Origin of the sequence: Vibrio sp. 10N.261.46.A3 (genome assembly GCF_041472995.1) — a bacterium.
Classification (GTDB): Bacteria; Pseudomonadota; Gammaproteobacteria; order Enterobacterales; family Vibrionaceae; genus Vibrio; species Vibrio coralliirubri.
This window is the reverse complement of record NZ_JBFRRH010000068.1, coordinates 1-23533: the sequence shown is the minus strand read 5'-3', so window position 1 is coordinate 23533 and position 23533 is coordinate 1. Positions and strand designations below refer to the sequence as shown.

At 44.4% G+C, this 23533-nt stretch carries 20 protein-coding genes; 14 read left to right on the top strand and 6 right to left on the bottom strand.

Going from position 1 to position 23533, the window contains the following annotated elements; all coding sequences use genetic code 11:
• The first annotated feature begins 119 nt into the window (after nucleotides 1-119).
• From AB4484_RS16435 to pyrF, 3 genes are all read left to right on the top strand, one after another.
• A complete protein-coding gene (locus AB4484_RS16435) occupies nucleotides 120-392 on the top strand; it encodes a LapA family protein (protein WP_017066774.1) in 273 nt (90 codons plus the stop codon).
• Between the two features lie 12 nt (nucleotides 393-404).
• The gene (gene lapB, locus AB4484_RS16430; RefSeq protein WP_016769333.1) at nucleotides 405-1580 is read left to right on the top strand and encodes a lipopolysaccharide assembly protein LapB; all 1176 of its coding nucleotides are present in this window, start codon (nucleotides 405-407) and stop codon (nucleotides 1578-1580) included.
• 124 nt (nucleotides 1581-1704) lie between these two features.
• Nucleotides 1705-2400: an orotidine-5'-phosphate decarboxylase gene (pyrF, locus tag AB4484_RS16425; RefSeq protein WP_017078954.1), complete on the top strand. Its 696-nt coding sequence runs from the start codon at nucleotides 1705-1707 to the stop codon at nucleotides 2398-2400.
• Between the two features lie 104 nt (nucleotides 2401-2504).
• Here pyrF and miaE read toward each other — a convergent pair whose 3' ends face one another.
• Complete coding sequence (gene miaE, locus AB4484_RS16420) at nucleotides 2505-3260, bottom strand: tRNA isopentenyl-2-thiomethyl-A-37 hydroxylase MiaE (RefSeq protein WP_372079303.1); 756 nt, start codon at nucleotides 3258-3260, stop codon at nucleotides 2505-2507.
• 144 nt (nucleotides 3261-3404) lie between these two features.
• Nucleotides 3405-4169, bottom strand: a complete 765-nt coding sequence (locus tag AB4484_RS16415) for a hypothetical protein (RefSeq protein WP_048614538.1) — start codon at nucleotides 4167-4169, stop codon at nucleotides 3405-3407.
• A gap of 322 nt (nucleotides 4170-4491) precedes the next feature.
• Between AB4484_RS16415 and cysB the strand changes: the two genes are divergently transcribed.
• Nucleotides 4492-5466, top strand: coding sequence for an HTH-type transcriptional regulator CysB (gene cysB, locus AB4484_RS16410; protein WP_017060244.1), 975 nt, complete (start codon nucleotides 4492-4494; stop codon nucleotides 5464-5466).
• Nucleotides 5467-5606: 140 nt separating this feature from the next.
• Nucleotides 5607-6809: a methyltransferase gene (locus AB4484_RS16405; RefSeq protein ID WP_372079301.1), complete on the top strand. Its 1203-nt coding sequence runs from the start codon at nucleotides 5607-5609 to the stop codon at nucleotides 6807-6809.
• Nucleotides 6810-6999: 190 nt separating this feature from the next.
• On the opposite strand, the gene ald is transcribed toward AB4484_RS16405, so the two are convergent.
• Nucleotides 7000-8124: an alanine dehydrogenase gene (ald, locus tag AB4484_RS16400; protein WP_017060246.1), complete on the bottom strand. Its 1125-nt coding sequence runs from the start codon at nucleotides 8122-8124 to the stop codon at nucleotides 7000-7002.
• 156 nt (nucleotides 8125-8280) lie between these two features.
• On the opposite strand from ald, the gene lrp reads away from it, so the two are divergent.
• The 5 genes from lrp to serS all read left to right on the top strand — a co-directional run bounded on the left by lrp (nucleotide 8281) and on the right by serS (nucleotide 15651).
• On the top strand, nucleotides 8281-8775 hold the full coding sequence (gene lrp / locus AB4484_RS16395; RefSeq protein ID WP_004734558.1) for a leucine-responsive transcriptional regulator Lrp: 495 nt from the start codon (nucleotides 8281-8283) through the stop codon (nucleotides 8773-8775).
• A 163-nt stretch (nucleotides 8776-8938) separates the two neighbouring features.
• Entirely contained in the window at nucleotides 8939-12109 is a 3171-nt protein-coding gene (locus AB4484_RS16390; RefSeq protein WP_372079298.1) for a DNA translocase FtsK 4TM domain-containing protein, read from the top strand.
• 75 nt (nucleotides 12110-12184) lie between these two features.
• On the top strand, nucleotides 12185-12781 hold the full coding sequence (gene lolA / locus AB4484_RS16385; RefSeq protein ID WP_372079295.1) for an outer membrane lipoprotein chaperone LolA: 597 nt from the start codon (nucleotides 12185-12187) through the stop codon (nucleotides 12779-12781).
• A gap of 64 nt (nucleotides 12782-12845) precedes the next feature.
• Entirely contained in the window at nucleotides 12846-14201 is a 1356-nt protein-coding gene (locus AB4484_RS16380) for a replication-associated recombination protein A (protein WP_231625735.1), read from the top strand.
• 142 nt (nucleotides 14202-14343) lie between these two features.
• Nucleotides 14344-15651 carry a serine--tRNA ligase gene (gene serS, locus AB4484_RS16375; RefSeq protein ID WP_017107656.1) on the top strand — a complete coding sequence of 436 codons (1308 nt, stop codon included), beginning with the start codon at nucleotides 14344-14346 and terminating at the stop codon, nucleotides 15649-15651.
• Nucleotides 15652-15776: 125 nt separating this feature from the next.
• On the opposite strand, the gene AB4484_RS16370 is transcribed toward serS, so the two are convergent.
• Both AB4484_RS16370 and bioA read right to left on the bottom strand, forming a co-directional pair.
• On the bottom strand, nucleotides 15777-17423 hold the full coding sequence (locus tag AB4484_RS16370) for a response regulator (RefSeq protein WP_372079291.1): 1647 nt from the start codon (nucleotides 17421-17423) through the stop codon (nucleotides 15777-15779).
• Nucleotides 17424-17882: 459 nt separating this feature from the next.
• Nucleotides 17883-19166, bottom strand: a complete 1284-nt coding sequence (gene bioA / locus AB4484_RS16365; RefSeq protein WP_372079288.1) for an adenosylmethionine--8-amino-7-oxononanoate transaminase — start codon at nucleotides 19164-19166, stop codon at nucleotides 17883-17885.
• Nucleotides 19167-19325: 159 nt separating this feature from the next.
• On the opposite strand from bioA, the gene bioB reads away from it, so the two are divergent.
• The 4 genes from bioB to bioD are packed head-to-tail and all read left to right on the top strand — an operon-like array spanning nucleotide 19326 to nucleotide 23060.
• Nucleotides 19326-20378: a biotin synthase BioB gene (bioB, locus tag AB4484_RS16360; protein WP_016792500.1), complete on the top strand. Its 1053-nt coding sequence runs from the start codon at nucleotides 19326-19328 to the stop codon at nucleotides 20376-20378.
• Entirely contained in the window at nucleotides 20365-21576 is a 1212-nt protein-coding gene (bioF, locus tag AB4484_RS16355) for an 8-amino-7-oxononanoate synthase (protein WP_372079286.1), read from the top strand. Before bioB ends, bioF begins: the two co-directional genes overlap by 14 nt.
• Nucleotides 21577-22380, top strand: a complete 804-nt coding sequence (bioC, locus tag AB4484_RS16350) for a malonyl-ACP O-methyltransferase BioC (protein ID WP_372079283.1) — start codon at nucleotides 21577-21579, stop codon at nucleotides 22378-22380.
• On the top strand, nucleotides 22377-23060 hold the full coding sequence (gene bioD / locus AB4484_RS16345; RefSeq protein WP_048617718.1) for a dethiobiotin synthase: 684 nt from the start codon (nucleotides 22377-22379) through the stop codon (nucleotides 23058-23060). The genes bioC and bioD overlap by 4 nt, the downstream gene beginning before the upstream one ends.
• A gap of 114 nt (nucleotides 23061-23174) precedes the next feature.
• Here the strand turns inward: bioD and AB4484_RS16340 are convergent, their stop codons facing one another.
• Nucleotides 23175-23342 (bottom strand): hypothetical protein, encoded by a 168-nt coding sequence (locus AB4484_RS16340; RefSeq protein ID WP_017078977.1) that lies wholly within the window; start codon nucleotides 23340-23342, stop codon nucleotides 23175-23177.
• Between the last annotated feature and the right edge of the window lie 191 nt (nucleotides 23343-23533).

The window sequence follows — 23533 nt, the reverse complement described above, 5'->3', positions numbered from 1 at the left end:
GGAATTAAGAAAAGCGGCATACTATAATGTATGCCGCTTTTTTATGACCATAATATGGTGGTCTGATTAGTAATTTTCCTGCATAATCGTACAGCTAACCAACCAATGAGTGATGAACTATGAAAATTATAAAAATAGTCGCCGTTATCGCACTTTTCCTAATTGCACTGGCTTTAGGCTCTCAAAACCAAACAACTGTGAATTTCAACTATCTGCTAGCGCAAGGTGACTTCCACCTCTCAAGTTTATTGGGTGTTGTATTCGTTTCAGGCTTCGCCCTTGCTTGGTTAGTCTTTGGTAATATGCACATGCGGTCTCAGCTGAAAATTCATCGCTTGAAGAAGCAACTCAATAAGCAATCAAAGCAGGTCGCTGCTGATACTAAAGCTTAAAGGCTATATTTGATGTTAGAGTTACTGTTCTTACTTTTGCCCATCGCAGCCGCTTATGGCTGGTATATGGGTAATCGTAATGCTCAGCAAGAAAAACAAAAGCAATCACACCAGATCTCCCGTCAATACGTGACGGGTTTGAACCTATTACTGTCAGATCAATCTGACAAAGCGGTTGATCACTTCATTGAGCTGCTTCAAGTAGACAATGAAACCATCGATACTCACTTGGCTTTGGGCAACTTGTTCCGCTCAAGAGGCGAAGTCGACCGCGCTATTCGTATTCACCAAAATCTCATCTCTCGTTCGGGGCTTACCCTCGATCAGAAAAACCTCGCACTGCAACAATTAGCCAAAGACTATATGGTCTCTGGTTTCCTTGATCGCGCCGAAAAAATCTTTGAACAGCTTGTAGAAGAGCCTGACCATAAAGAGGGCGCTTTACAGCAGTTGGTGGCTATTTATCAGCAGACCCGTGAGTGGAACAAGGCTATCCATTACGGAAATATCTTAGTTAAGCTCGGCAAGAAAAAAATGAAGATGCGTGCGACCGTTGCGCATTTCTGGTGTGAGCTTGCGATGCAAGAACAAGCCGACGGTAATCGTTCTAAAGCGCTTCAGCATTTTAAGAAGGCGCTTTCTGAAGACCCTAAATGTGTTCGTGCAAGTATCGCGCTAGGGAAGTTTCACTTAGCGAACGAAGATTACCAAAAGACAATTGATTGTCTTGAATCGGTACTTGAACAAGATATCGATTTTATCAGTGAGGTGTTGCCAACCCTTGCTGAGTGTTACCACAAGCTTGGACAAGAAGCTCAATTGGTCGAGTTCCTCAAAGCGTGTATTCAGAAGAAAGCCGGTGTATCTGCCGAACTGATGCTGGCGCAATTGGTTGCTCACCATGAAGATGTAGGTTCAGCTCAAGAGCTACTGACAAAGCAGCTTGTTAAAAACCCAACCATGAAAGGTTTTTATCGATTAATCGATTACCACCTAGCGGAAGCAGAAGAAGGCCGAGCAAAAGACAGCTTAACCACGCTTCAATCTATGGTTGGTGAACAGCTTAAGGTTAAGCCCCATTATCGTTGTCGTCAGTGTGGTTTCTCAACACATTCAATGTATTGGCACTGCCCTTCATGTAAAGGGTGGGGGACGATCAAGCCTATTCGTGGGCTTGATGGTGAATAGATTTGTGGTCACTTTAAGACCAAATTATTAATTGCAGCTTTCGGGCTGCATTTTTATGACTGTTATTTATCACCTGCTTAGGTGATTAGAAATTTTTAGAAAGTTAACTGCGTTAGGAGATGAAATGAACGACCAAAAAATCATTGTAGCCTTGGATTATGATAATCAAGCGGATGCGTTAGCCTTTGTCGATCGTATTGACCCAGCATCTTGCCGCCTAAAAGTGGGCAAAGAGATGTTTACCCTGTTTGGCCCTGAATTTGTTCGTGAATTACATAAGCGTGGTTTCTCAGTATTTTTGGACCTTAAATTCCACGACATCCCGAACACATGTTCAAAAGCAGTTCGTGCTGCTGCAGAACTGGGTGTTTGGATGGTGAACGTACACGCAAGTGGCGGTGAGCGTATGATGACGGCTTCTCGCGAAATCTTAGAACCTTACGGCAAAGACCGTCCACTGTTAATCGGTGTAACGGTACTCACCAGTATGGAGCAATCTGATTTAGCGGGTATCGGTCTGGATCTTGAGCCACAACAACAAGTGATGCGCTTGGCTTCTCTGACGAAAAACTCAGGTTTAGACGGTGTTGTATGTTCTGCACAAGAGGCTTCTTTGCTTAAAGGTGCACTTGGTCAGGAGTTCAAGCTAGTTACTCCAGGTATTCGTCCTGTTGGCGCTGACGTGGGTGACCAGAAGCGTATCATGACGCCTTCTAAAGCGATTGAATCCGGTTCAGACTACCTTGTTATCGGCCGTCCGATTACGCAAGCGATTGACCCTGCTGCTGTGCTTGCAGAGATCAACGGTACGCTTGCTTAAATCTATATTTAGATTGAGATACAAATAAAGAAGGCCAGCAAATTGCTGGCCTTAATTTTTTTGTCTGGATTAGTCTAAACTGGACTGAGTGCTCAGTGTGGAGCCTAAACTGGAGCACCACTATGGAATTTGAAGTCGCTGTCATCTGAAGTGATAAGATCAGCTTCTACTTGAGCAAAATGCGCAATACGCTCTGAAATATCTTTCCCTGCGATCTGCTCTGCTAGCTCAAGATAGTCTTGGTAGTGGCGAGCTTCCGAGCGAAGCAGAGACACGTAAAACTTCTCCATGTCTTCTTCCAAGAAAGGAGCCAATTTAGCGAAGCGTTCACAAGAGCGAGCTTCAATAAACGCACCGATGATAAGCTTATCAACCAGAGCATCAGGCTCGTAAGTCTTAACTTGCTTGATCAAGCCTTTAGCGTAACGACCCGCCTCGATTGGCTGGTAAGTCACACCTTTTTTCTCCATCAACTCCATTACTTGGTAGAAGTGATGCAGCTCTTCTCTGATCAGTAGTACCATCTTATCGATCAGGTCTGCACCGTAGTTACAGCCTTCTTTTGCGGTGATTTGCTTAGATACGTTGCTTTTACCACGCAGAGACTCTAAGTCTCCGATACGACGGTAGGCAAATTGTTCGTATGGCAAAATCCACTCATTTAGTTGCTTCGCGCTTTCTTTATCGACAGCGTACTTGCGAATAAGGAACAAAGCACTTTGTGCCGCCTTAAGTTCACACAGCATGTGATCGCGTAGAATGATGTGAAGGTTTTCAGGCTTTTTGGCTTCATCTATCCATGAATCTGGCGTTTCGGCTTTAAGAAAAGAGTGGATTGGAGCGAGTAATTCTTGATACATGGTCAGGGAAAGTTTGTTGATAATGCGGGGATTTTATCACAGCTCAAGAGATCTCCCTATACAGAGAAAGGAAATTCAACCGCTACAAAAAAGGCCGCCTATTTTAATGTAAATAAGGCGGCCTTTAAGTGTTGAATTAGACTGTTACCACTTCTTCTTCTGGCCGAAGAGGGCATCCATATCGTCTTCTCGCTCTTTAGATTCCATCTGCTGCAAATCTTGAGCGTTTTTGTCTTGGCGTTTCTGGTCAAGCTCGTTGAGCATCTGTTGAAGCTTTTCTTTGGCTTGATTAGAGTACGAGTCGTTCTTAGTCGCTAAAGCATCAATACCTTTGCGTAATAGCTGAATCGCTGTTCCCGGTTGTCCGCGAGAAATCGAATCGTTTGCACGTTTAATAACATTTTCAATGTTAATACGAATTTGAATCGTTTCTAGGCGAGCATTTTCAACCACATAAGCTTGAGTCTCGAAACGGCCTTTATTGTGTTCGTTACGTACTGTATCACGCAGGCGCTTAACTAACTTAAGCATCATGATCGCTTGCTTGTCACTACTTGGTACGCGGAAAGCTGTGCTCTCGCCACCTTTGTAGTTCTCTTTTAGCTGAGTGATTTGTTGTTTTACACTTTCAATGCGTTGGGCAAGCTGCTTATTTTTTGGATCGAGTTGATACATGTTTTCTAATGCATCAAGAATTCGATTGTTTAAGCATACAAGAAGATCTTGGCTAAACGGCATGTGATGAGCGTTGCCAATCAGTTCTTCTGTACCGTCAATAATGGTTAGATAACGAGAAGCTTCCTGTTTCTTCGCTGTTTCTACCTTAACTTTATATTGAAGCATGATGTTGTAGCCTAAAACTAACACCAAAAGAACGGCTACTAAGGCGATTATTAAACCAATATTCATATATTTGAGTCTGCTTATTATTTTCTATAGCTAACTGGAGAGGATACACGATTCCATTGTGTATCGGCACTCGTAAATTGCAATTTCTGATTATCTCTTGTTGAGCGAAATCGGCAATCAAAACTTACCAACTAATGTATGAGAATGAGGGTTGGGTTGCAAAGCGTTAGTGATGTTTTTGTTTGTTAAGCTAGAAAAACTCAATTTTCCTGTCATTTTTGTGTTCGAAGCGTTATAACTATTAATTATATTACACGCGACTATAACGCTCTCTTTGCAAATAAGTTAGCACAGAAATGAGTAAAGGATTACGAGGTTAGATATGAAGTTACAGCAACTGAAGTACATTGTTGAGGTTGTAAACCATAACCTAAATGTTTCAGCTACAGCAGAGAGTTTGTACACATCTCAGCCTGGCATTAGTAAACAAGTTAGATTACTTGAAGACGAACTAGGCATTCAGATTTTTGAGCGTAGCGGCAAGCATTTAACGCAGGTTACCCAAGCGGGTGAGGATATCATTCGTATCTCTCAAGAGATTTTGGCGCGCGTTGAAAGTATTAAAGCGGTAGCGGGTGAGCATACTCATCCAGAGATGGGTACATTGAATATTTCAACGACTCATACTCAAGCTCGTTATGCACTGCCTGATGTGATTAAAGGTTTCACGGCGCGCTACCCTAAAGTATCGCTTCACATGCACCAAGGCACGCCAAGCCAAATGTCAGAAGCCGTCGCTAAGGGTACTGCGAATTTTGCTATTGCAACGGAAGCGCTGCATCTTTACCAAGATGCGATTATGCTGCCTTGTTACCACTGGAACCGTTCGATCGTCGTGACCAAGGATCACCCTCTGGCACAGAAGCGTAATATCACGATCGAAGATCTTGCGGCTTATTCCCTAGTGACCTACGTGTTTGGTTTTACTGGTCGTTCTGAGCTTGATACCGCGTTTAACAAAGTAGGGTTAACACCGCGCGTTGTGTTTACCGCGACCGATGCAGACGTAATCAAAACCTATGTTCGTATGGGTATTGGTGTTGGTGTAATCGCAAGTATGGCGATTGACCACGAGCAAGATACTGATTTGGTTGCGATTGATGCGAGCCATTTATTTGGTGCGAGCACAACCAGTATTGGTTTTAGAAAAGGTACCTTCCTGCGTTCTTACATGTTCGACTTTATGGAGCGTTTTGCGCCGCACTTAACTCGCCCTGTGGTTGAGCAAGCTATTTCTTTGAAATCGAATGAAGAGATCGAAGAGATGTTTAAAGATATCGAGCTGCCTGTTCGTTAATCTCATCGTGTAAATTTCGATTCTTATTCGGCCTGTATTTGCAGGCCGTTTCTCTTTTGGGCTTTTAGCTTTCGTTTTCTTTATCGATCCTTTCCATTTCGACCTCTTACCCCTACAATCCACGCATCATAGGGGGAAGCATGCATTCACGATTTAAAATACTCGATTCATTTTTGCTAGAGCACCAAGTTTATTGGCGCTCAGAGCCTTTTCACCTATGCCAAACTCAACAGCAGCCGTGGAAAGAGGTCAATCGTCCACTCGTTGATTGGTTACATAGCTTAGATAATGAAAGCATTCAAACCTTAAAAGAGCAGCCTCAGCTTTTGGTTGAGGAACTGACTCGTTTCCTACCTGAATTAGATACTGCTAGCCAAAACATCCAGTTCGATAACACAGCTTTGGTTGGTTTAGACCTCCCACGTGGTACTGCTGATGGTATTCCTGGCCGAAAGCTACATCAAATTGTCGCAATGGGCGAGGCTGCATTAGGCCATCACCATGGCAAAGAGTGGCTCGAGTGGTGTTCGGGTAAAGGCTTTCTTGGTCGAATCCTATCTCAACAATCTGATCAAAAAGTCACTAGCTTTGAATGGCAGCAATCGTTATGCGAAAGCGGACAAAAGATTGCGAATGACCAGAAATTAGCGATGAACTTTGTTCAAGGTGATGCGTTTTCTGAAAGTGCAGATAACGTGTTTAACTCAAACCAACATGCCGTAGCCCTTCATGCTTGTGGCGATCTTCATGTTGAGTTAGTTAAAAAGTCAGTGTCACATGGGCTACCAGCGGTCACTATTTCCCCTTGTTGTTATCATCTTATTCGAGACGAAAACTACCAAGCGATGTCTTCTGTCGCGAAAAACTCAGCATTAACGTTAAGTAAGAGCGACTTAAGAATTCCGCTTCAAGAAACCGTCACTGGTGGTGAAAGAGTAAAGAGACATCGCCAACTAGAGATGAGCTATCGTCTAGGCTTCAGCCAGTTACTTAAGGCTGAACTTAACATTGACGAATACATTCCTGTACCGAGCATCAAAAAATCAGAGTTAGCTGAGGGTTTTGAATCTTTCTGCCGTTGGGCATCTGAAGTGAAAGAGCTATCGCTGGGCTCAGGTATTGATTTTGACTCTTATTTGATTCAAGGCGAAGCGCTTTTCTGGGAAATGGAAAAGCTGAGTTTGGTTCAACAAGTCTTTAGACGACCATTAGAGATATGGCTAGCTTTAGATCGCGCTATCTATCTGCAAGAGCAAGGTTATGAAGCTTCGATTGAAGAGTTCTGCGAACGCAGTATTACGCCAAGAAACCTATTGATTCATGGGGTTAAAATCGAGCGCTAGTGGTAAACAGTCTATTCGTGTTTTTTCGACCTAAATCCAGTAATGCAAAATAAAGCTATAGTTACAAATAAAGTCAGAAATGCAAAAAAGCCAGCGCGACATTATGTCGTACTGGCTTTTTGTTTAATGTGTATGAGTTAACTGAACGCTTCAACGAGAAGATTATTGCGTTCAGTCAGTCATTACATCATTAGTTAAACATTGCGATTGCTTCTGCTGGGTCTACGTATTCAAGGTCAAAGCTCTCTGCAACTTCTTTACAAGTTACTTTACCGTGAATAACGTTTAGACCTTCTAGGAAGCCTTCATCAGATAGAAGTGCTTCGCGGTAGCCTTTGTTCGCTAGCTTAACAATGTAAGGAAGTGTTGCATTGTTTAGTGCGTAAGTTGAAGTGCGAGCAACAGCGCCAGGCATGTTTGCAACACAGTAGTGAACTACATCATCAACAATGTAAGTTGGGTCTGCGTGAGTGGTTGCGTGAGAGGTCTCGAAACAACCGCCTTGGTCGATTGCAACGTCAACAACTGCTGAACCTGGTTTCATCTTAGCGATGTGCTCTTTTGTAACCAGTTTTGGCGCTGCTGCACCAGGGATTAGTACAGCACCAATCACTAGGTCTGCTTCTAGAACATGCTTCTCAATAGCGTCTTCAGTAGAATAAACCACTTTTGCGCGACCTTGGAATTCTTCATCAAGACGACGCAGCGTATCTACGTTACGGTCAAGAATTGTAACATCAGCGCGAAGGCCTACAGCCATACGTGCTGCGTTAGCACCTACAACACCGCCACCAACAACAACAACTTTTGCTGGTTCAACACCTGGAACGCCACCAAGAAGAAGACCACAACCACCGTTAGATTTCTCTAATGTTTGTGCACCTGCTTGAATAGACATGCGACCAGCTACTTCAGACATTGGTGCTAATAGTGGCAAGCGACCCATATTATCTGTTACAGTCTCATAGGCTACGCAGACAGCTTTGCTCTTGATAAGCTCTTCAGTTTGTGGAAAATCTGGTGCAAGGTGTAAATAGGTAAATAATATTTGCCCTTCGCGAAGCATAGCTCGCTCGACAGCTTGAGGTTCTTTAACCTTTACAATCATCTCTGCTTTCGCGAAAACGTCAGCAGCAGTAGGAAGAATGGATGCGCCTACAGCGATGTAATCATCGTCTGAAAAACCGATACCAGTACCGGCATTGGTTTCTACAAAAACTTGGTGGCCGTGTGAGATTAGTTCTCTCACGCTAGCTGGGGTCATACCAACGCGGTATTCGTGGTTCTTGATTTCCTTAGGTACGCCAATGATCATCCTGACTCCTCATTTTATTTTGGTTGTTTTATCTATGTGTAGGGTAATTCTGTCGAATTAATATCTAGTATAGATAGGTTCAGATAAAATTTGATACTGAATATTAAAAAGTTGTAGTATATTTTTTTGCAAGGAAGTAATAAGGTGGAATAAAAAATGGCAGACAATTATAAGAAGCCGTCCAAGGAACTAGATCGTATTGACCGCAACATTCTTAATGAGTTGCAAAAAGACGGTCGTATCTCAAACGTTGAACTCTCAAAACGAGTAGGACTTTCTCCCACTCCATGTCTTGAACGTGTTCGTCGTTTAGAACGTCAAGGTTACATTACTGGGTACACAGCGTTGCTGAACCCACAGTACCTTGATGCTTCACTTTTAGTGTTTGTTGAAATTACGTTGAACCGTGGTGCGCCAGATGTGTTCGAACAATTCAACACCGCTGTGCAGAAACTGGATGACATCCAAGAGTGTCATTTAGTGTCGGGTGATTTTGACTATCTTCTAAAAACACGTGTATCTGATATGGGTGCTTACCGTAAGCTACTGGGTGATACGTTACTTCGTCTACCGGGCGTAAACGACACTCGAACTTACGTAGTAATGGAAGAAGTGAAACAAACCAATCAACTTGTGATTAAAACTCGTTAGTCACAATTGGTGAAATGAAAGAAAGCGGACATTTGTTCCGCTTTCTTGCTTTCTGGAATTGGGTTTTTCTGTTTGATATGGTTAAATCAACAGTAGTTTCATTGAAACGAGCGGCTTTGGCCGCTCGAGATGTTTTTATCCCGTTTAATTATTAAGTTGGTTTATGTTCAAGCAGAGCAGTAATAAAGTAGAAACAATCATTAAAACGAGTGAAGAGCCTCAGTCTCCTCGTTTGAGTGGTTCTCAACGTCTCAAAGAGTGCAGTCTGATTCTCGGTGTTCTCTTCTCTATTCTACTTGCCGTTGCGTTATTAACTTTTAGTCCTGCAGACCCATCATGGTCGCAAACGGCGTGGGGTGGTGACATTCAAAATGCAGGTGGCTACCTAGGTGCTTGGTTGGCGGATACGCTTTTCTTCGTATTTGGTTCTTTGGCTTACCCTTTGCCTATCTTAGTGACGGTTGCAGCGTGGGTATTATTCCGAAAACGTAATGAAGACGAGCAGATCGACTTCATGCTGTGGGGCACTCGCTTACTTGGCTTGACTATCCTAATTCTTACGAGTTGTGGTTTAGCGGATATCAACTTTGACGACATCTGGTACTTTTCATCCGGTGGCGTGGTAGGTGACGTTTTAACAAGCCTTGCACTTCCAACGTTGAATGTTCTTGGTAGTACGCTGGTTCTTCTTTTCTTATGGGGTGCTGGCTTCACTCTATTAACCGGTATCTCTTGGCTAAGCATTGTGGAATGGTTGGGTGAATGTGCCATCAAATTCTTCACGTCTGCTGTCAATAAGGCTCGTGGCCAAGACCAAGAGCTGCTTGAGCCTCAATTAAGAGAATCAGCAGACCGCGATTTAATCGAAGAACGTCATCAGCAGCATCAAGCGCCAACTTACCGCGATGTTCCTGCTATAGAAGACAACAAAGAATCAACAGAGCATGACCCGCTAGATCCTGCGATGAGTTTTTCTGCGACCAATGATTCGTCAGACGTGGCGACAAATGCGCGAGACAATGCTGCATCGCCGAAGCGTCATTACAATATTCATATGCCTGTCGATGCTCCTTCAAAACAAGAAGCTCCTGTTCATGAAGAACCTCAGGTTCAGCCTCAAGCGGTAATTGAATCAGAGCAACCGATCCCTGCTGCGCCTGTTTACCAAGCGCCAGAAGAACCGTTAGAAGAAGGCATTGAGCGCTCTAAACAGTTGAATGCAACGATAGAGCAGCTAGAAAATGCGGCCATGTATGAAGATGACCTAGCAGAACAAGAACAGCTCGACGGGCATGATTCTCAGGTTGCTTACCAACAATACATGCAGAACGAACAACCAGAAGTTAGCCCAGCTCATGCTGACCTTGAAAGTGCTGAACTAGAATTAGATAGCTCACCACAAGTAAATGGCGAATTCGGTGCTGAAGATGTTCAACCTGAATCTTTATACGCTTCACCTATGGGCGAGCCAGAAGCAACAGTGGAAGACGATTTCTCTGCACAACCTTCACCGTTTGATGTGACGGAAGAGCAAAGCTACCAACAGGGTTCAGATTTTGAGTCTGAGCAGACTGAAGCTGAGTTAGTTGGCGCAGCATTAACCGAAGAACAGTTTGAACCTTTCTCTTACCAAGAAGAACATTCAGAGCCTGAACAGCCAACAGCACAAAGCCAAGAGCCAGCTGTTGATCTTCCTTGGGAAGAAGTAACGGAAGAAGAATCTGCGCATCAAGATCAAGATGTCGCCGCATTCCAAAGCATTGTTTCTGAAGCCCAAGCGAATATGGCAGCGACGCAGAATCCGTTCTTGGTTCAACAAGATGTTAATTTACCGAAGCCTGCTGAGCCATTACCCACGCTTGAATTGTTATTCCACCCTGAAAAGCGTGAAACCTTTATTGACCGTGATGCACTAGAGGCAATTGCTCGTCTTGTTGAATCTAAGCTAGCGGATTACAAGATCAAAGCAGACGTTGTCGACATTTTCCCTGGCCCAGTAATCACTCGATTCGAACTCGATCTGGCTCCGGGCGTGAAAGTAAGTCGTATTTCTGGCCTTTCTATGGACTTAGCGCGTTCGCTCTCTGCATTGGCAGTACGTGTCGTAGAAGTGATTCCGGGTAAACCTTATGTTGGCTTAGAACTGCCGAACATGAGTCGCCAAACGGTATTCTTCTCAGATGTGGTTGCTAGCCCTCAGTTCCAAGAAGCAAAATCGCCAACAACAGTGGTTCTAGGACAAGACATCGCTGGTGAAGCCGTTATTGCTGATCTATCGAAAATGCCTCACGTTCTGGTTGCAGGTACAACCGGTTCTGGTAAGTCGGTAGGTGTGAACGTAATGATTCTGAGTATGCTTTATAAAGCATCACCGGAAGATGTTCGCTTCATCATGATCGACCCGAAAATGCTTGAGCTATCGGTTTATGAAGGCATCCCTCATCTATTGTCTGAAGTGGTAACTGACATGAAAGATGCGTCAAATGCCCTTCGTTGGTGTGTTGGCGAGATGGAACGTCGTTATAAGCTGATGTCAGCGTTAGGCGTTCGTAATATTAAAGGTTACAACGATAAGCTTAAAATGGCAGCGGAAGCGGGTCACCCAATTCACGATCCACTGTGGAAGCCGGGCGACAGCATGGACCCTGAAGCACCATTACTTGAGAAGCTGCCTTACATTGTGGTTATCGTTGATGAATTTGCTGACCTAATCATGGTGGTCGGTAAGAAGGTTGAAGAACTGATTGCACGTTTGGCACAAAAAGCACGTGCGGCGGGTGTTCACTTGATCCTCGCGACACAACGTCCATCAGTGGATGTTATTACCGGTCTTATTAAAGCGAACATTCCAACCCGTGTTGCCTTTACGGTATCAACCAAAACGGATTCACGAACTATCCTTGACCAAGGTGGTGCGGAATCACTATTGGGCATGGGTGATATGCTTTACTTGCCGCCGGGTTCTAGCCATACAACTCGTGTTCACGGTGCCTTTGCATCTGATGATGATGTACACGCAGTTGTGAATAACTGGAAAGCGCGTGGTAAGCCAAACTATATTGATGAGATCACCAACGGCGAACAAACCCCAGAAACCTTGCTTCCGGGTGAGAAGATGGAAGGTGATGAAGAGGTTGATCCTCTATTTGATCAAGTGGTAGAACACGTTGTTCATTCGCGTCGTGGCTCAGTTTCAGGCGTACAACGTCGATTCAAGATTGGTTACAACCGTGCAGCAAGAATTGTTGAGCAACTTGAAGCTCAAGGTATCGTAAGTGCTCCAGGTCATAACGGTAACCGAGAAGTCTTAGCACCAGCGCCACCAAAAGATTAGTTCCGGTAGGAACTCATAACTATTCAGTCGGTCAAATCGAAAATATGACCGACTTATGTTCTAACAGGATTATTGATGAAAAAAGTATTCGCACTTTTATTTATGAGCTTCTCAGTGTTTGCTTCTCCGAAAGAAGAGTTGAGTAGCCGTTTGGCATTAAACGCAGGCTTCAGCGCTGACTTTAAACAAGTCGTGATCAGCCCTGATGGTGATGTTGTTATGGAAGGTGAGGGCACGGTAGAGATTGCACGCCCAAGCTTGTTCCGCTGGGAGACCACGTTTCCTGATGAAAACTTGTTGGTATCTGACGGCCAAAGCTTGTGGTACTACAGCCCGTTCATTGAGCAAGTGAGCATTTACTGGCAAGAGCAAGCGACATCACAAACACCTTTTGTCCTGCTTACACGTAACCAAGAAAGTGATTGGGATAACTATAATGTGGCGCAAACGGGTAACCAATTTACGCTAACGCCAACTGCTGTCGATTCTAATCAGGGCGACTTCCAGATTAATATCACCGAAAAGGGCATTGTTCAGGGCTTTAATGTGATTGAACAAGACGGTCAAAAAGGTGAGTTTACCTTTAGCAATGTTGACTTGGGTAAACCTGCAGCAGACCGCTTTACTTTTGTGGCACCGGAAGGTGTCGAGGTCGACGACCAAAGAAACTGATCTAAACAAGCAGATCGTTTGGTAGTACGTCGATAGGCATCAATGCCATCAACGAATCAAGAGATTGCAATTGAGTAATTACAGCTTAGATTTTGCGGGGGACGAAGATTTTCGTCCCCTTGCTGCTCGTATGAGACCGGAAACTGTCGAACAGTACATCGGTCAGCAGCATATATTAGGCCCAGGTAAACCACTTCGCAGAGCATTGGAAGCGGGCCATATCCACTCGATGATTTTGTGGGGGCCTCCGGGCACCGGTAAAACGACGTTAGCCGAAGTAGCAGCAAACTATGCCAATGCTGAAGTGGAACGCGTATCGGCGGTAACCTCGGGCGTAAAAGACATCCGTATTGCGATTGAAAAAGCGCGTGAGAACAAGCAAGCAGGACGTAGAACGATCCTGTTTGTGGACGAAGTCCATCGCTTTAACAAAAGTCAGCAAGATGCTTTTCTGCCTCATATCGAAGATGGCACCGTGACCTTTATTGGTGCGACGACAGAAAACCCTTCTTTTGAATTGAACAACGCTTTGTTGTCACGTGCGCGTGTCTACAAACTGACGTCCCTGAATACAGATGATATTTCTCTCGTTATTCGCCAAGCGATTGAGGACAAGCAGCGCGGGTTAGGTGATGTACCTGCCGATTTTGCTGATAATGTTTTAGATCGCCTTGCAGAACTGGTTAACGGTGACGCACGTATGTCGCTTAACTATCTTGAACTGCTGTATGACATGGCAGAAGATAACGATAGAGGCGAGAAAGCGATAACTTTGCAGTTGTTGGCTGAAGTGGCTGGTGAGAAAGTCGCTCGTTTCGATAACAAGGGCGATATTTGGTACGACCTAATATCTGCGGTTCACAAGTCAATTCGTGGCTCAAACCCTGATGCGGCCTTGTATTGGTCGGCGCGAATGATTGCGGCGGGTTGCGACCCTTTGTATATCGTAAGACGTTTGCTAGCGATTGCTTCTGAAGATATTGGCAACGCTGACCCTCGTGCCATGCAGGTGGCGATGTCGGCTTGGGACTGCTTCACTCGAATTGGTCCTGCCGAAGGCGAGCGTGCGATTGCGCAGGCGGTAGTCTATCTCGCATGTGCACCAAAGAGTAATGCCGTTTACACCGCGTGGAAGCAAGCTCTAACGGACGCGCACAACCTTCCTGAATATGAAGTCCCTCATCATTTACGAAATGCACCTACAACTTTGATGAAGGACATGGGCTACGGGCAAGAATACCGTTATGCTCATGACGAACCAGGAGCCTACGCCGCTGGTGAAAAGTATCTACCTCCTGAAATGGGAGAGAAGCAATACTATTTCCCAACAAAACGAGGCTTAGAGACCAAAATTGGCGAGAAGCTAGATTATCTGGCGGATTTGGACGCAAAAAGCCCACAAAAACGCTATGAAAAGTAGTCTTTTTTGGATATCGTTACCTAGTCATAAAATTTCAATTAAATCGTTATAAATTGGTCGAAATAGCACCAGTTTTAGGGGTTTAGCAGTGATTCAGTAGCAAACTACTGAATATTCAAATAACTAAAGCATAGGATTAGCAATGCTGGATTCTAAATTACTTCGAGCTGAGCTGGATGAAACAGCGGCAAAATTAGCACGTCGAGGCTTCACCCTTGATGTAGAGACAATTCGTGAACTTGAAGAAAAACGTAAGTCCCTTCAGATGAAAACTGAAGAGCTACAAGCGTTACGTAACTCTCGATCGAAGTCCATTGGTCAAGCGAAAGCAAAAGGCGACCATGAAGAAGCTGAGCGTATCCTTGCAGAAGTAGGCAACTTAGGCGCAGAACTAGACCAAGCTAAAGTAGCATTGGCTGACCTTCAATCTGAGCTAGAAACGATCACAATGTCTATTCCTAACCTACCTGATGCAGAAGTGCCAGATGGTAAAGATGAAGACGATAACGTAGAAGTTTCTCGTTGGGGTCAACCTAAGACTTACGACTTTGAAGTGAAAGATCACGTAGACCTTGGCGAAATGTCTGGCGGTCTTGATTTTGCTAGCGCAGTTAAAATCTCGGGTTCTCGTTTCATCGTGATGAAAGGCAAATTTGCACGCCTACACCGTGCTATTGCTCAGTTCATGCTGGACCTTCACACTGATGAGCACGGCTACACAGAAATGTACGTACCGTACCTAGTGAACCATGATAGCCTTTACGGTACTGGTCAACTTCCTAAGTTCGGCGAAGACTTGTTCCACACAAGCCCGCTAACTGAGCAAGTAAGTGACGTACCTCTTAAGACTCTATCGCTTATCCCTACTGCGGAAGTACCGGTAACGAACATGGTTCGTGACACGATTACTGATGAAGCTGAACTGCCACTTAAGATGACAGCTCACACGCCATGTTTCCGTTCTGAAGCGGGTTCTTACGGTCGTGACACTCGTGGTCTTATCCGTATGCACCAATTCGACAAAGTTGAATTAGTACAAATCACTAAGCCAGAAGACTCAATGGCAGCGCTTGAAGAGCTAACAGGTCACGCTGAGAAAGTACTTCAACTTCTAGAGCTTCCTTACCGTAAAGTGATTCTATGTACAGGTGACATGGGCTTCGGTTCTGCGAAAACTTACGACTTAGAAGTATGGGTTCCAGCACAAGAGACTTACCGTGAAATTTCTTCTTGTTCAAACATGTGGGATTTCCAAGCGCGTCGTATGCAAGCTCGTTTCCGTCGTAAAGGCGAGAAGAAACCTGAACTTGTACATACACTAAACGGTTCCGGTCTTGCTGTTGGTCGTACTATGGTTGCTATTCTTGAGAACAACCAAGAAGCAGATGGCCGTATTGCTATCCCAACAGTACTTCAACCATACATGGGCGGCGTAACGCACATCGGTTAATGCCAATTTAGGTTAATCAAATTTAGATTAACCTGACTTGCCAAAATATTTAAAAGGCTTTGCTGTAATGGCAAAGCCTTTTTTGTATCTGGAGCTTACCTAAGTAGCAGTTGTATAAAGCGAAGCTACATAAAAGAGAAGCTCGCTTTGGTTGCTTCGTCTGCTTGCTTACAAGCTAGCAACGCCTTTCGATAGTAATTTTGATAATTGTTTTTGGTCAGTTCATCAAGCGTATAAAGTTGAGTGACCACGCCATCACACTTCTGAATAATCGTTAAAACCTGTTTCGCACCCATTGCGTCAGGCCAAATAACAGAGAGCAGTTTGACGATGTTCATGCATACGTTTTTGATCATCGGGCATCGCTTGTGAATCTCTAAATAAGCGACCAATACCTGTTTATAGTCCGACGAAGCATGCTTAATGCTGACGTTGCTCTGTTTGAGCCATTCCATCTTTTCTGCGTTACGGCGTTTCATCTCACTACACATGGTCATTTGGCTAGAAACAACGGTTTCGTTCGCCGTTTGGATGATCATCATGCCACAGCGGCTCTCTGCGACTTTAAACTCATTCTCACAACTCATTCTGCCCAGCAACCAGGTGTGATGATAGATGACCGGGAATGCATTAAAGCTATTTCTGTCATGCAGTGCAGTCAAAATAGTCACCGCTTTTTGGTACTGTTTTGACTCCATTGCTATGTGTGCTGCGATAAGCGCTAAATCCGTTTGAAGACCTGCTCTTGCGTCTGTAGGGATCTTCGAAACTAGATAGTTTACTTGGTCGAGTGTCGCTTTATTGTTGCTCTCACCAGATGCACAATAGAGCAAAAATCGAATATGGTTGAGCTTCATATAGAGGTTATCTCGAAAGGTATCTCTATTGATCTGCACATAGTTCTGATAGTGAGCTAACGCTGCCTTGGTATCATTCACTGAGAGGCACAGGTTTGCGATTGCCAGTTCCCTTTCTGAGTTACCCGGTGTGAGTTCACTTGCCAATTTAAAATGGGCAATCGCAGCAGGAACTTTATTACTGATAAGGTTCACTTGAGCTGCTTGATCTCGATACAAGGTGCTGGTGGGTGCTGAATCAATCAAGCTTTCGATCATTTGTTGTGCTTCATTGATCTGACCCAAATTCGCAAGGCTGTTTGCTAGACCCGCTTGAGCCCAATCAAAACTGCCTTCATCAAGCGCCTTCTCATATACGTTCTTTGCTTCTTCGTAAAGCTTGAGCTTTGACAAAAAGCTGCCGCGAAATTGCTGGATGGTCGTAAAATATTCAGAATGAAAGGCGATCAGCTCTTCGCAGAACTCAAGTCCCGCTTCATAGTCATTTTCTCGTTCGGCCTTATAGATTTTTTGTAGAACCAGCTTCTTTTTTAAAGAGCTTGTAATACGTTGCTTTAAGGTTTCACGATTGAATGGTTTTAATAAATAATTATCTGGTCGAAGCTCTAAAATAGGGCGGATCGATAAAGCGGAATTCTCACCTGTCACTAGAATAAATATTCCATCGTCTTTCAATCTATTCGATTGTTTAAGCTCTTCAAACAGCTGCTTGCCATTGATGGTGTTACCAAAGTTGTAGTCACAGATAATCACATCAAACGTCGTCTCGCTTGTTATCGTCATAGCGATGCGAGGGGATTTAGCAATTGAAATCATTCGCTCTGAAAAGCCGATATGAATCAACATATTGCGGATGGTTGATAGCACGATCGATGAGTCATCAACGATAAGTGCATTGAGTTGGTTTAATTTCATGTTTACTTTAAATTATTTACTGACGTGAATTCCGCAGCTATTACGGGTTGCGTTGCTGTCTTGCACGATCGACAAAACAGAGAACTCTGTTTCTACCAAGTTGATACAAGCTTTCGTTACTATTTATTATCTAAGTACAGTCGAATTGAATTAGCTGATTGGATTCTAGAATGAATCGAATGAGGAAGATCATCATAATATCCGACAAAAAATGGCTTGTATTTTAAGCGGCTATTGACCCGATAGGTAACACTCTTTTGCTAATTCTTTTTATGGAGAGGATTAAATTTATTTGTGAGATTATTCAGGGTGGAATCATAGATAAAATATCAGTTTGAGATGTTCTTATTGGTTGTCTGATTATTTGCCTTGTGACTAAGCCACCTTTAGCACTCTAAAGGCGGCGTTTCGGATTATATACTTATAAATTTTCGGAATTTCTATTTGGCTTTATTTATATCAATTTGACTTGAAGCAAGCTGATTGTTGTAGAGCTTTATCAATTGCAGAGACCAGTTGCTCGATATGCGCAGGTTCGCTGATAAATGGAGGCATCATATAAATTAGCTTACCAAATGGACGGATCCAAACGCCTTGCTCTACAAAGTGCGCTTGGATGGTTTCCATATCGACAGGTGTGTGGGTTTCAACGACGCCAATCGCGCCCAACCAGCGAACGTCTTTGACAAGATCATGCTCTCGCAACGGTGGTAGCATCTCAGAGAAAAGCTGTTCAATCTGCTGAGTCTGATTTTTCCAATGACCTTGCTCGATGATGGATAAACTTGCCGCACCGACTGCGCAAGCCAATGGGTTGCCCATAAAGGTTGGCCCGTGCATAAAGCAACCCGCTTCACCGCCACATACCGTGTCAGCAACTTCTTTGCTCGCCAGCGTCGCTGACAATGTCATGTAGCCACCAGTTAAAGCCTTGCCTACGCATAAGATGTCCGGTTGAATATCGGCATGCTCACAAGCGAACAGTTTCCCTGTGCGGCCAAATCCGGTCGCAATCTCATCCAAGATCAGCAATACATTGAATTCATCACACAGTAAGCGAACCTGTTTTAGGAACTCAGGGTGGTAGATGCGCATGCCGCCAGCCCCTTGAACGATTGGCTCTAAGATCACGGCTGCGACTTCTTGATGGTGTGCTGCCAGCTTTTCTCGAAAGCTGTTGATGTCGTTCTCGTCCCATTGTTCCCAAAAGCCTGTTTTTGGAGAATCAGCGAAAATGTGTTCCGGTAAAAAGCCTTTGTAGAGGCTGTGCATTGAGTTGTCAGGGTCGGTCACTGACATCGCCGCAAAGGTATCACCGTGATAGCCATCTCTTAGTGTGAGGAACTTTGAACGAGGTTGTCCTTTAGCGTGCCAATATTGGAGCGCCATTTTTAGGCTCACTTCTACGGCTACTGAACCTGAATCGGCCAAAAATACATGCTCAAGATTAGTTGGCGCGAGATTCAAAAGCTTCTTACATAAATCGATAGCGGGTTGGTGGGTGATGCCACCAAACATAACGTGTGAAACCTTATCGATTTGGCTGTGAGCTGCAGCATTTAGCTCAGGGTGATTGTAGCCGTGGATGGTTGACCACCAAGATGACATACCATCAATAATTCGTTTTCCGCCTTCTAATTCTAGGTAAACACCGTCTGCGTTGGTGACTGGATAGCAGGTCAGAGGTGTTAACGTTGATGTGTAGGGATGCCAGATATGCTGGCGATCAAAGGCGAGATCCATAGTAACTTCCATTCTTGGTGTGATTAAAAAATAACCAGATGTAAACTTTTGATATTATCAATGTGTTGACAGTCTAAAGCTTGTCGGTAGACTAGCCAAGCATAAATGCAATCTCTATTGATAGAGATGAAACATCAAATAATAAAAAAGGATCGACACGTGGAAGTTCGTCATGACTGGACAGTTGCTGAAGTAACAGCGCTGCTTGAAAAACCGTTTATGGATTTAATGTTTGAAGCTCAAGTGGTTCATAGACAGTACCAAGAGCACAACCACGTGCAGGTGAGTACGCTTCTGTCGATTAAGACCGGTGCTTGTCCTGAAGATTGTAAGTACTGTCCTCAAAGTGCTCACTACCGAACGGATGTCGACAAAGAGCGCCTAATGGAAGTAGAGCGTGTTTTAGATGCAGCGCAAAAAGCCAAGAACGCAGGCTCGACTCGTTTCTGTATGGGCGCGGCATGGAAAAACCCGAAAGAACGCGATATGCCTCACCTGACTGATATGATCAAAGGTGTGAAAGGCATGGGCCTAGAAACGTGTATGACACTAGGCATGTTAACCCCAGATCAAGCCGGCGAGCTAGCGGATGCAGGTTTGGATTACTACAACCATAACCTTGATACGTCTCCTGAGTTTTACGGCAGCATCATCACCACTCGTACTTACCAAGATCGTTTAGATACGTTATCTCATGTACGTGATGCCGGTATGAAGATCTGTTCTGGTGGCATTATTGGTATGGGCGAAAGTACCAATGACCGTGCAGGTCTGCTGGTAGAGCTAGCGAACCTTCCTGTGCACCCTGAGAGTGTGCCAATCAATATGCTCGTAAAAGTGAAAGGCACACCGATGGAAAACGTCGATGATGTTGAATCTTTTGACTTCATTAAGTTGATTGCGATTGCTCGTATCATGATGCCAATGTCTGCGGTTCGTCTATCTGCAGGTCGCGAGAATATGAACGAACAGATGCAGGCGATGTGCTTCATGGCTGGCGCGAACTCTATCTTCTACGGCTGTAAGCTTCTGACTACGCCAAACCCAGATGAAGACACGGACATGCAGCTGTTTAAGAAGTTAGGCATCAACAGCCAACAAGTAGCTCAGAAGCCTGATGAAATTCAAGAAAACGAACTGTTAGATCAAGTGGTAGAGCGCGTTGCTGCTCGTCCAACGAAAGATGACATGTTCTACGATGCCACTGTTTAAATCTCGTATCAAAGATGCCCTTGTTCAACGCCGTGAACAGGGGCTAACTCGTCAACTCAAGGTACTCGAAAACAATAATGGCCCTTTGCTTACTTGCGAAGGCTCTCGCTTTATTAATTTTTCGAGTAATGATTACCTAGGCTTGGCGAACGACCCTGAATTGGTAGAGGCGTGGCAAGCGGGGCTTTCTCAGTATGGTGCTGGCAGTGCGGCATCGCCATTGGTCACGGGTTTTAGTCCTGCTCATCGAAATTTAGAAGCTCAACTCTGTGAATGGTTGGGCTTTGAACGTGCCATTCTCTTTAGTTCTGGTTTCAGCGCCAACCAAGCCTTGTTGTTTTCTCTGCTCGAAAAAGACGACTCTCTGCTGCAAGACAAGCTTAATCACGCCTCTTTGATGGAAGCGGGGATGCTTTCTCCTGCAACCATGAAACGCTTTAAGCACAACGATACGCAGCACCTAAAGTCGTTATTAGGTCGGTCTCCACAATCGTTAGTCGTGACTGAAGGTGTGTTCAGCATGGACGGCGACCAAGCGCCTCTCAGTCAGATATCTAACCTGACAAATCAATACGACAGTTGGTTGGCGGTTGATGATGCCCACGGTATTGGCGTGTTAGGTGATAAAGGGGCAGGGAGCTGCAGTGCGGCGCAAATAGCGCCTGATATTCTAGTCGTCACTTTTGGTAAAGCATTTGGCCTGTCTGGCGCTGCAGTTTTGTGTTCGTCAGAAGTCGGTGACTATTTAACTCAGTTTGCTCGTCATCATGTTTATTCTACGGCAATGCCACCCTCACAAGCGGTGGCTTTGTCTCATGCCTGTAAGATGATTCAAACTCAAGAATGGCGCCGAGAAAAGCTGACTGAGTTAGGGGTTCTTTATGCAGAGCAGATGAGCGGCTTGCAAGGCTTTGTGGATACTCAGACTCCGATTAAGCCATTTGTGATAGGTGAAGCTCAGGCAGCATTATCTATCGCTGAAGAGTTAAAGCAGAACCAAGTTTGGGTGACCGCAATAAGGCCGCCAACCGTTCCTGCTGGAACTGCTCGATTACGAATCACGTTAACGGCTAACCATAGCCAAAAACAGATTCTCCAGTTAACTAGGTCGTTGCATCAAGCCATTGAACGAAACATCGACTTAAGCACTGAACCGGGTATCCATCCAAGCTTTGAATCAAATAAAGAGGCTCAGTAAATGTCACAAGAAGCAGTAGTGCATAATTACGTTGGCCAAGATAAGAGTGCGATTGCCGAAGCTTTTGGTAAAGCAGCAACAACCTATGACAAACACGCTGAATTTCAACGCGATGTTGGCCACCGATTACTGGATAAATTACCAAGCGATCTGTCAGGCTTTAAGGTGTTGGATCTAGGTTGTGGTACTGGCTATTTCTCAGAGCAACTTGTAAAACGAGGCGCCGAAGTGGTTTGCGCTGATCTTTCTGTTGGAATGTTAGCAACAGCAGAGAAGCGTTGTGGTGCATCTGTCTCTTTATACCAACAAGCTGATGCTGAACAATTGCCGTTTGAAGATGGGTGTTTTGACATCGTTTTCTCTAGCCTTGCGTTGCAATGGTGTGACGACTTGTCGTCGCCTTTGAGAGAGATGAAGCGTGTTACAGCGGCTGGTGGGCGTGTTATTTTCTCAACTTTGCTTGATGGGTCACTGTTTGAGTTGAAAAAGTCATGGTCCAAAATTGACGCACATCAACACGTTAACCATTTTATTACAATCAATCAGGTAAAAATTGCGTTAGCGCAATCTAGCTGTACGGTTCATCAACTAGACTTGCCCACCATCACCGTTTGGTACGACACTGCGTTTGAACTGATGCGCGACCTTAAAGGCATCGGCGCTAATCACGTAAGTGGTCGCTCACAGGGTTTAACAAGTCGCAGCATGTTGCAGCTTGTTGAACGGGAATATCGAGAGTTCAAAAACCATCAAGGTTTCTTGCCAGCAACATATCAAGTTTGTTTAGGGGTTATTCAATTATGATTGATGCATTATTTATTGCAGGTACGGATACCGAAGTGGGAAAAACTGTGGTTTCAAAAGCAATTCTTCAAGCTTTGGCCGCACAAGATTTATCGACAATTGGTTATAAGCCAGTTGCTGCAGGGTGTGAGAAATACCCTGAAGGTTTACGTAATAGTGATGCGCTGCATCTTCAAGAAGCGGCGACGCAAGATATTGCTTACGAAGACGTAAACCCGTATGCACTATTGTTACCGTCATCGCCTCACATCGCTGCAAAGCATGACGGTGTGGTGATTGATGAAGCCGTATTATCTGCAAAGCTGGAAGAGCATAAGCAAAACTCTGACATCGTATTAGTTGAAGGTGCTGGTGGTTGGCGTGTGCCGGTTTCAGATGACGAATATCTGTCTAGCTGGGTTAAGAAAGAGCAGCTGCCAGTAGTACTTACTGTAGGTATTAAACTTGGTTGTTTGAGCCATGCTCTACTAACGGCAGAAGCGATTCGTGCTGATGGACTAAACCTAGTAGGTTGGGTCGCAAACCGTATCAATCCAGGTACTGAGCACTACGCAGATATTATTGCGATGCTTGAAGATAAGCTAGGTGCGCCAAAGTTAGGTGAAATCCCTTACGTACCAAAAGCGAAGTCTAAGAACATTGGTAAGTACATTGATGTGCAGCCTTTGCTTGCGCTTTAATTATCACGTTATGTACTAAATAAGAAAAGGGCTGCGATTGCAGCCCTTTTGCTATTTTAAGCCTTTAGACCTCGAGTTGATAAACAACCGGTCTTTTAATAAACAAGCTTAGAATTAATGTTCTTTCGTCAGTCCCATTAAAGCTTGCTGAGTTTCTGTGATTTTTGTCTGTGCCGTTTGCGGTGTTAGGATTCCAATCTGCTTTTTCGCTTCTTCTTCAGTAATCCCTAGGTGACAGCACAGTAAATCGATAGCCATTTGAGTGTTAGTACCTTCAACCATGATCCTTCCCTTTTTGTACATGGACTAGCCAATAAATCATCTGAAGTCACTGTAAACGGATTGTTATATCGACACCATACGACTTAGGTCTAATAGAGTGGATTTAATTCGGATATGGTCTCGTAATCAAATGTTGCAATTTAATGCTTAACCTTGTTTTCTTAATCTAAGACTATACCCGTGATCATTGA

Excerpts from the sequence above, each read along its gene's own strand:
- AB4484_RS16435 (WP_017066774.1), top strand. The coding sequence starts at position 120 with ATGAAAATTATAAAAATAGTCGCCGTTATCGCACTTTTCCTAATTGCA.
- lapB (WP_016769333.1), top strand. The coding sequence starts at position 405 with ATGTTAGAGTTACTGTTCTTACTTTTGCCCATCGCAGCCGCTTATGGC.
- pyrF (WP_017078954.1), top strand. The coding sequence starts at position 1,705 with ATGAACGACCAAAAAATCATTGTAGCCTTGGATTATGATAATCAAGCG.
- miaE (WP_372079303.1), bottom strand. The coding sequence starts at position 3,260 with ATGTATCAAGAATTACTCGCTCCAATCCACTCTTTTCTTAAAGCCGAA.
- AB4484_RS16415 (WP_048614538.1), bottom strand. The coding sequence starts at position 4,169 with ATGAATATTGGTTTAATAATCGCCTTAGTAGCCGTTCTTTTGGTGTTA.
- cysB (WP_017060244.1), top strand. The coding sequence starts at position 4,492 with ATGAAGTTACAGCAACTGAAGTACATTGTTGAGGTTGTAAACCATAAC.
- AB4484_RS16405 (WP_372079301.1), top strand. The coding sequence starts at position 5,607 with ATGCATTCACGATTTAAAATACTCGATTCATTTTTGCTAGAGCACCAA.
- ald (WP_017060246.1), bottom strand. The coding sequence starts at position 8,124 with ATGATCATTGGCGTACCTAAGGAAATCAAGAACCACGAATACCGCGTT.
- lrp (WP_004734558.1), top strand. The coding sequence starts at position 8,281 with ATGGCAGACAATTATAAGAAGCCGTCCAAGGAACTAGATCGTATTGAC.
- AB4484_RS16390 (WP_372079298.1), top strand. The coding sequence starts at position 8,939 with ATGTTCAAGCAGAGCAGTAATAAAGTAGAAACAATCATTAAAACGAGT.
- lolA (WP_372079295.1), top strand. The coding sequence starts at position 12,185 with ATGAAAAAAGTATTCGCACTTTTATTTATGAGCTTCTCAGTGTTTGCT.
- serS (WP_017107656.1), top strand. The coding sequence starts at position 14,344 with ATGCTGGATTCTAAATTACTTCGAGCTGAGCTGGATGAAACAGCGGCA.
- AB4484_RS16370 (WP_372079291.1), bottom strand. The coding sequence starts at position 17,423 with ATGAAATTAAACCAACTCAATGCACTTATCGTTGATGACTCATCGATC.
- bioA (WP_372079288.1), bottom strand. The coding sequence starts at position 19,166 with ATGGATCTCGCCTTTGATCGCCAGCATATCTGGCATCCCTACACATCA.
- bioF (WP_372079286.1), top strand. The coding sequence starts at position 20,365 with ATGCCACTGTTTAAATCTCGTATCAAAGATGCCCTTGTTCAACGCCGT.
- bioC (WP_372079283.1), top strand. The coding sequence starts at position 21,577 with ATGTCACAAGAAGCAGTAGTGCATAATTACGTTGGCCAAGATAAGAGT.
- bioD (WP_048617718.1), top strand. The coding sequence starts at position 22,377 with ATGATTGATGCATTATTTATTGCAGGTACGGATACCGAAGTGGGAAAA.
- AB4484_RS16340 (WP_017078977.1), bottom strand. The coding sequence starts at position 23,342 with ATGGTTGAAGGTACTAACACTCAAATGGCTATCGATTTACTGTGCTGT.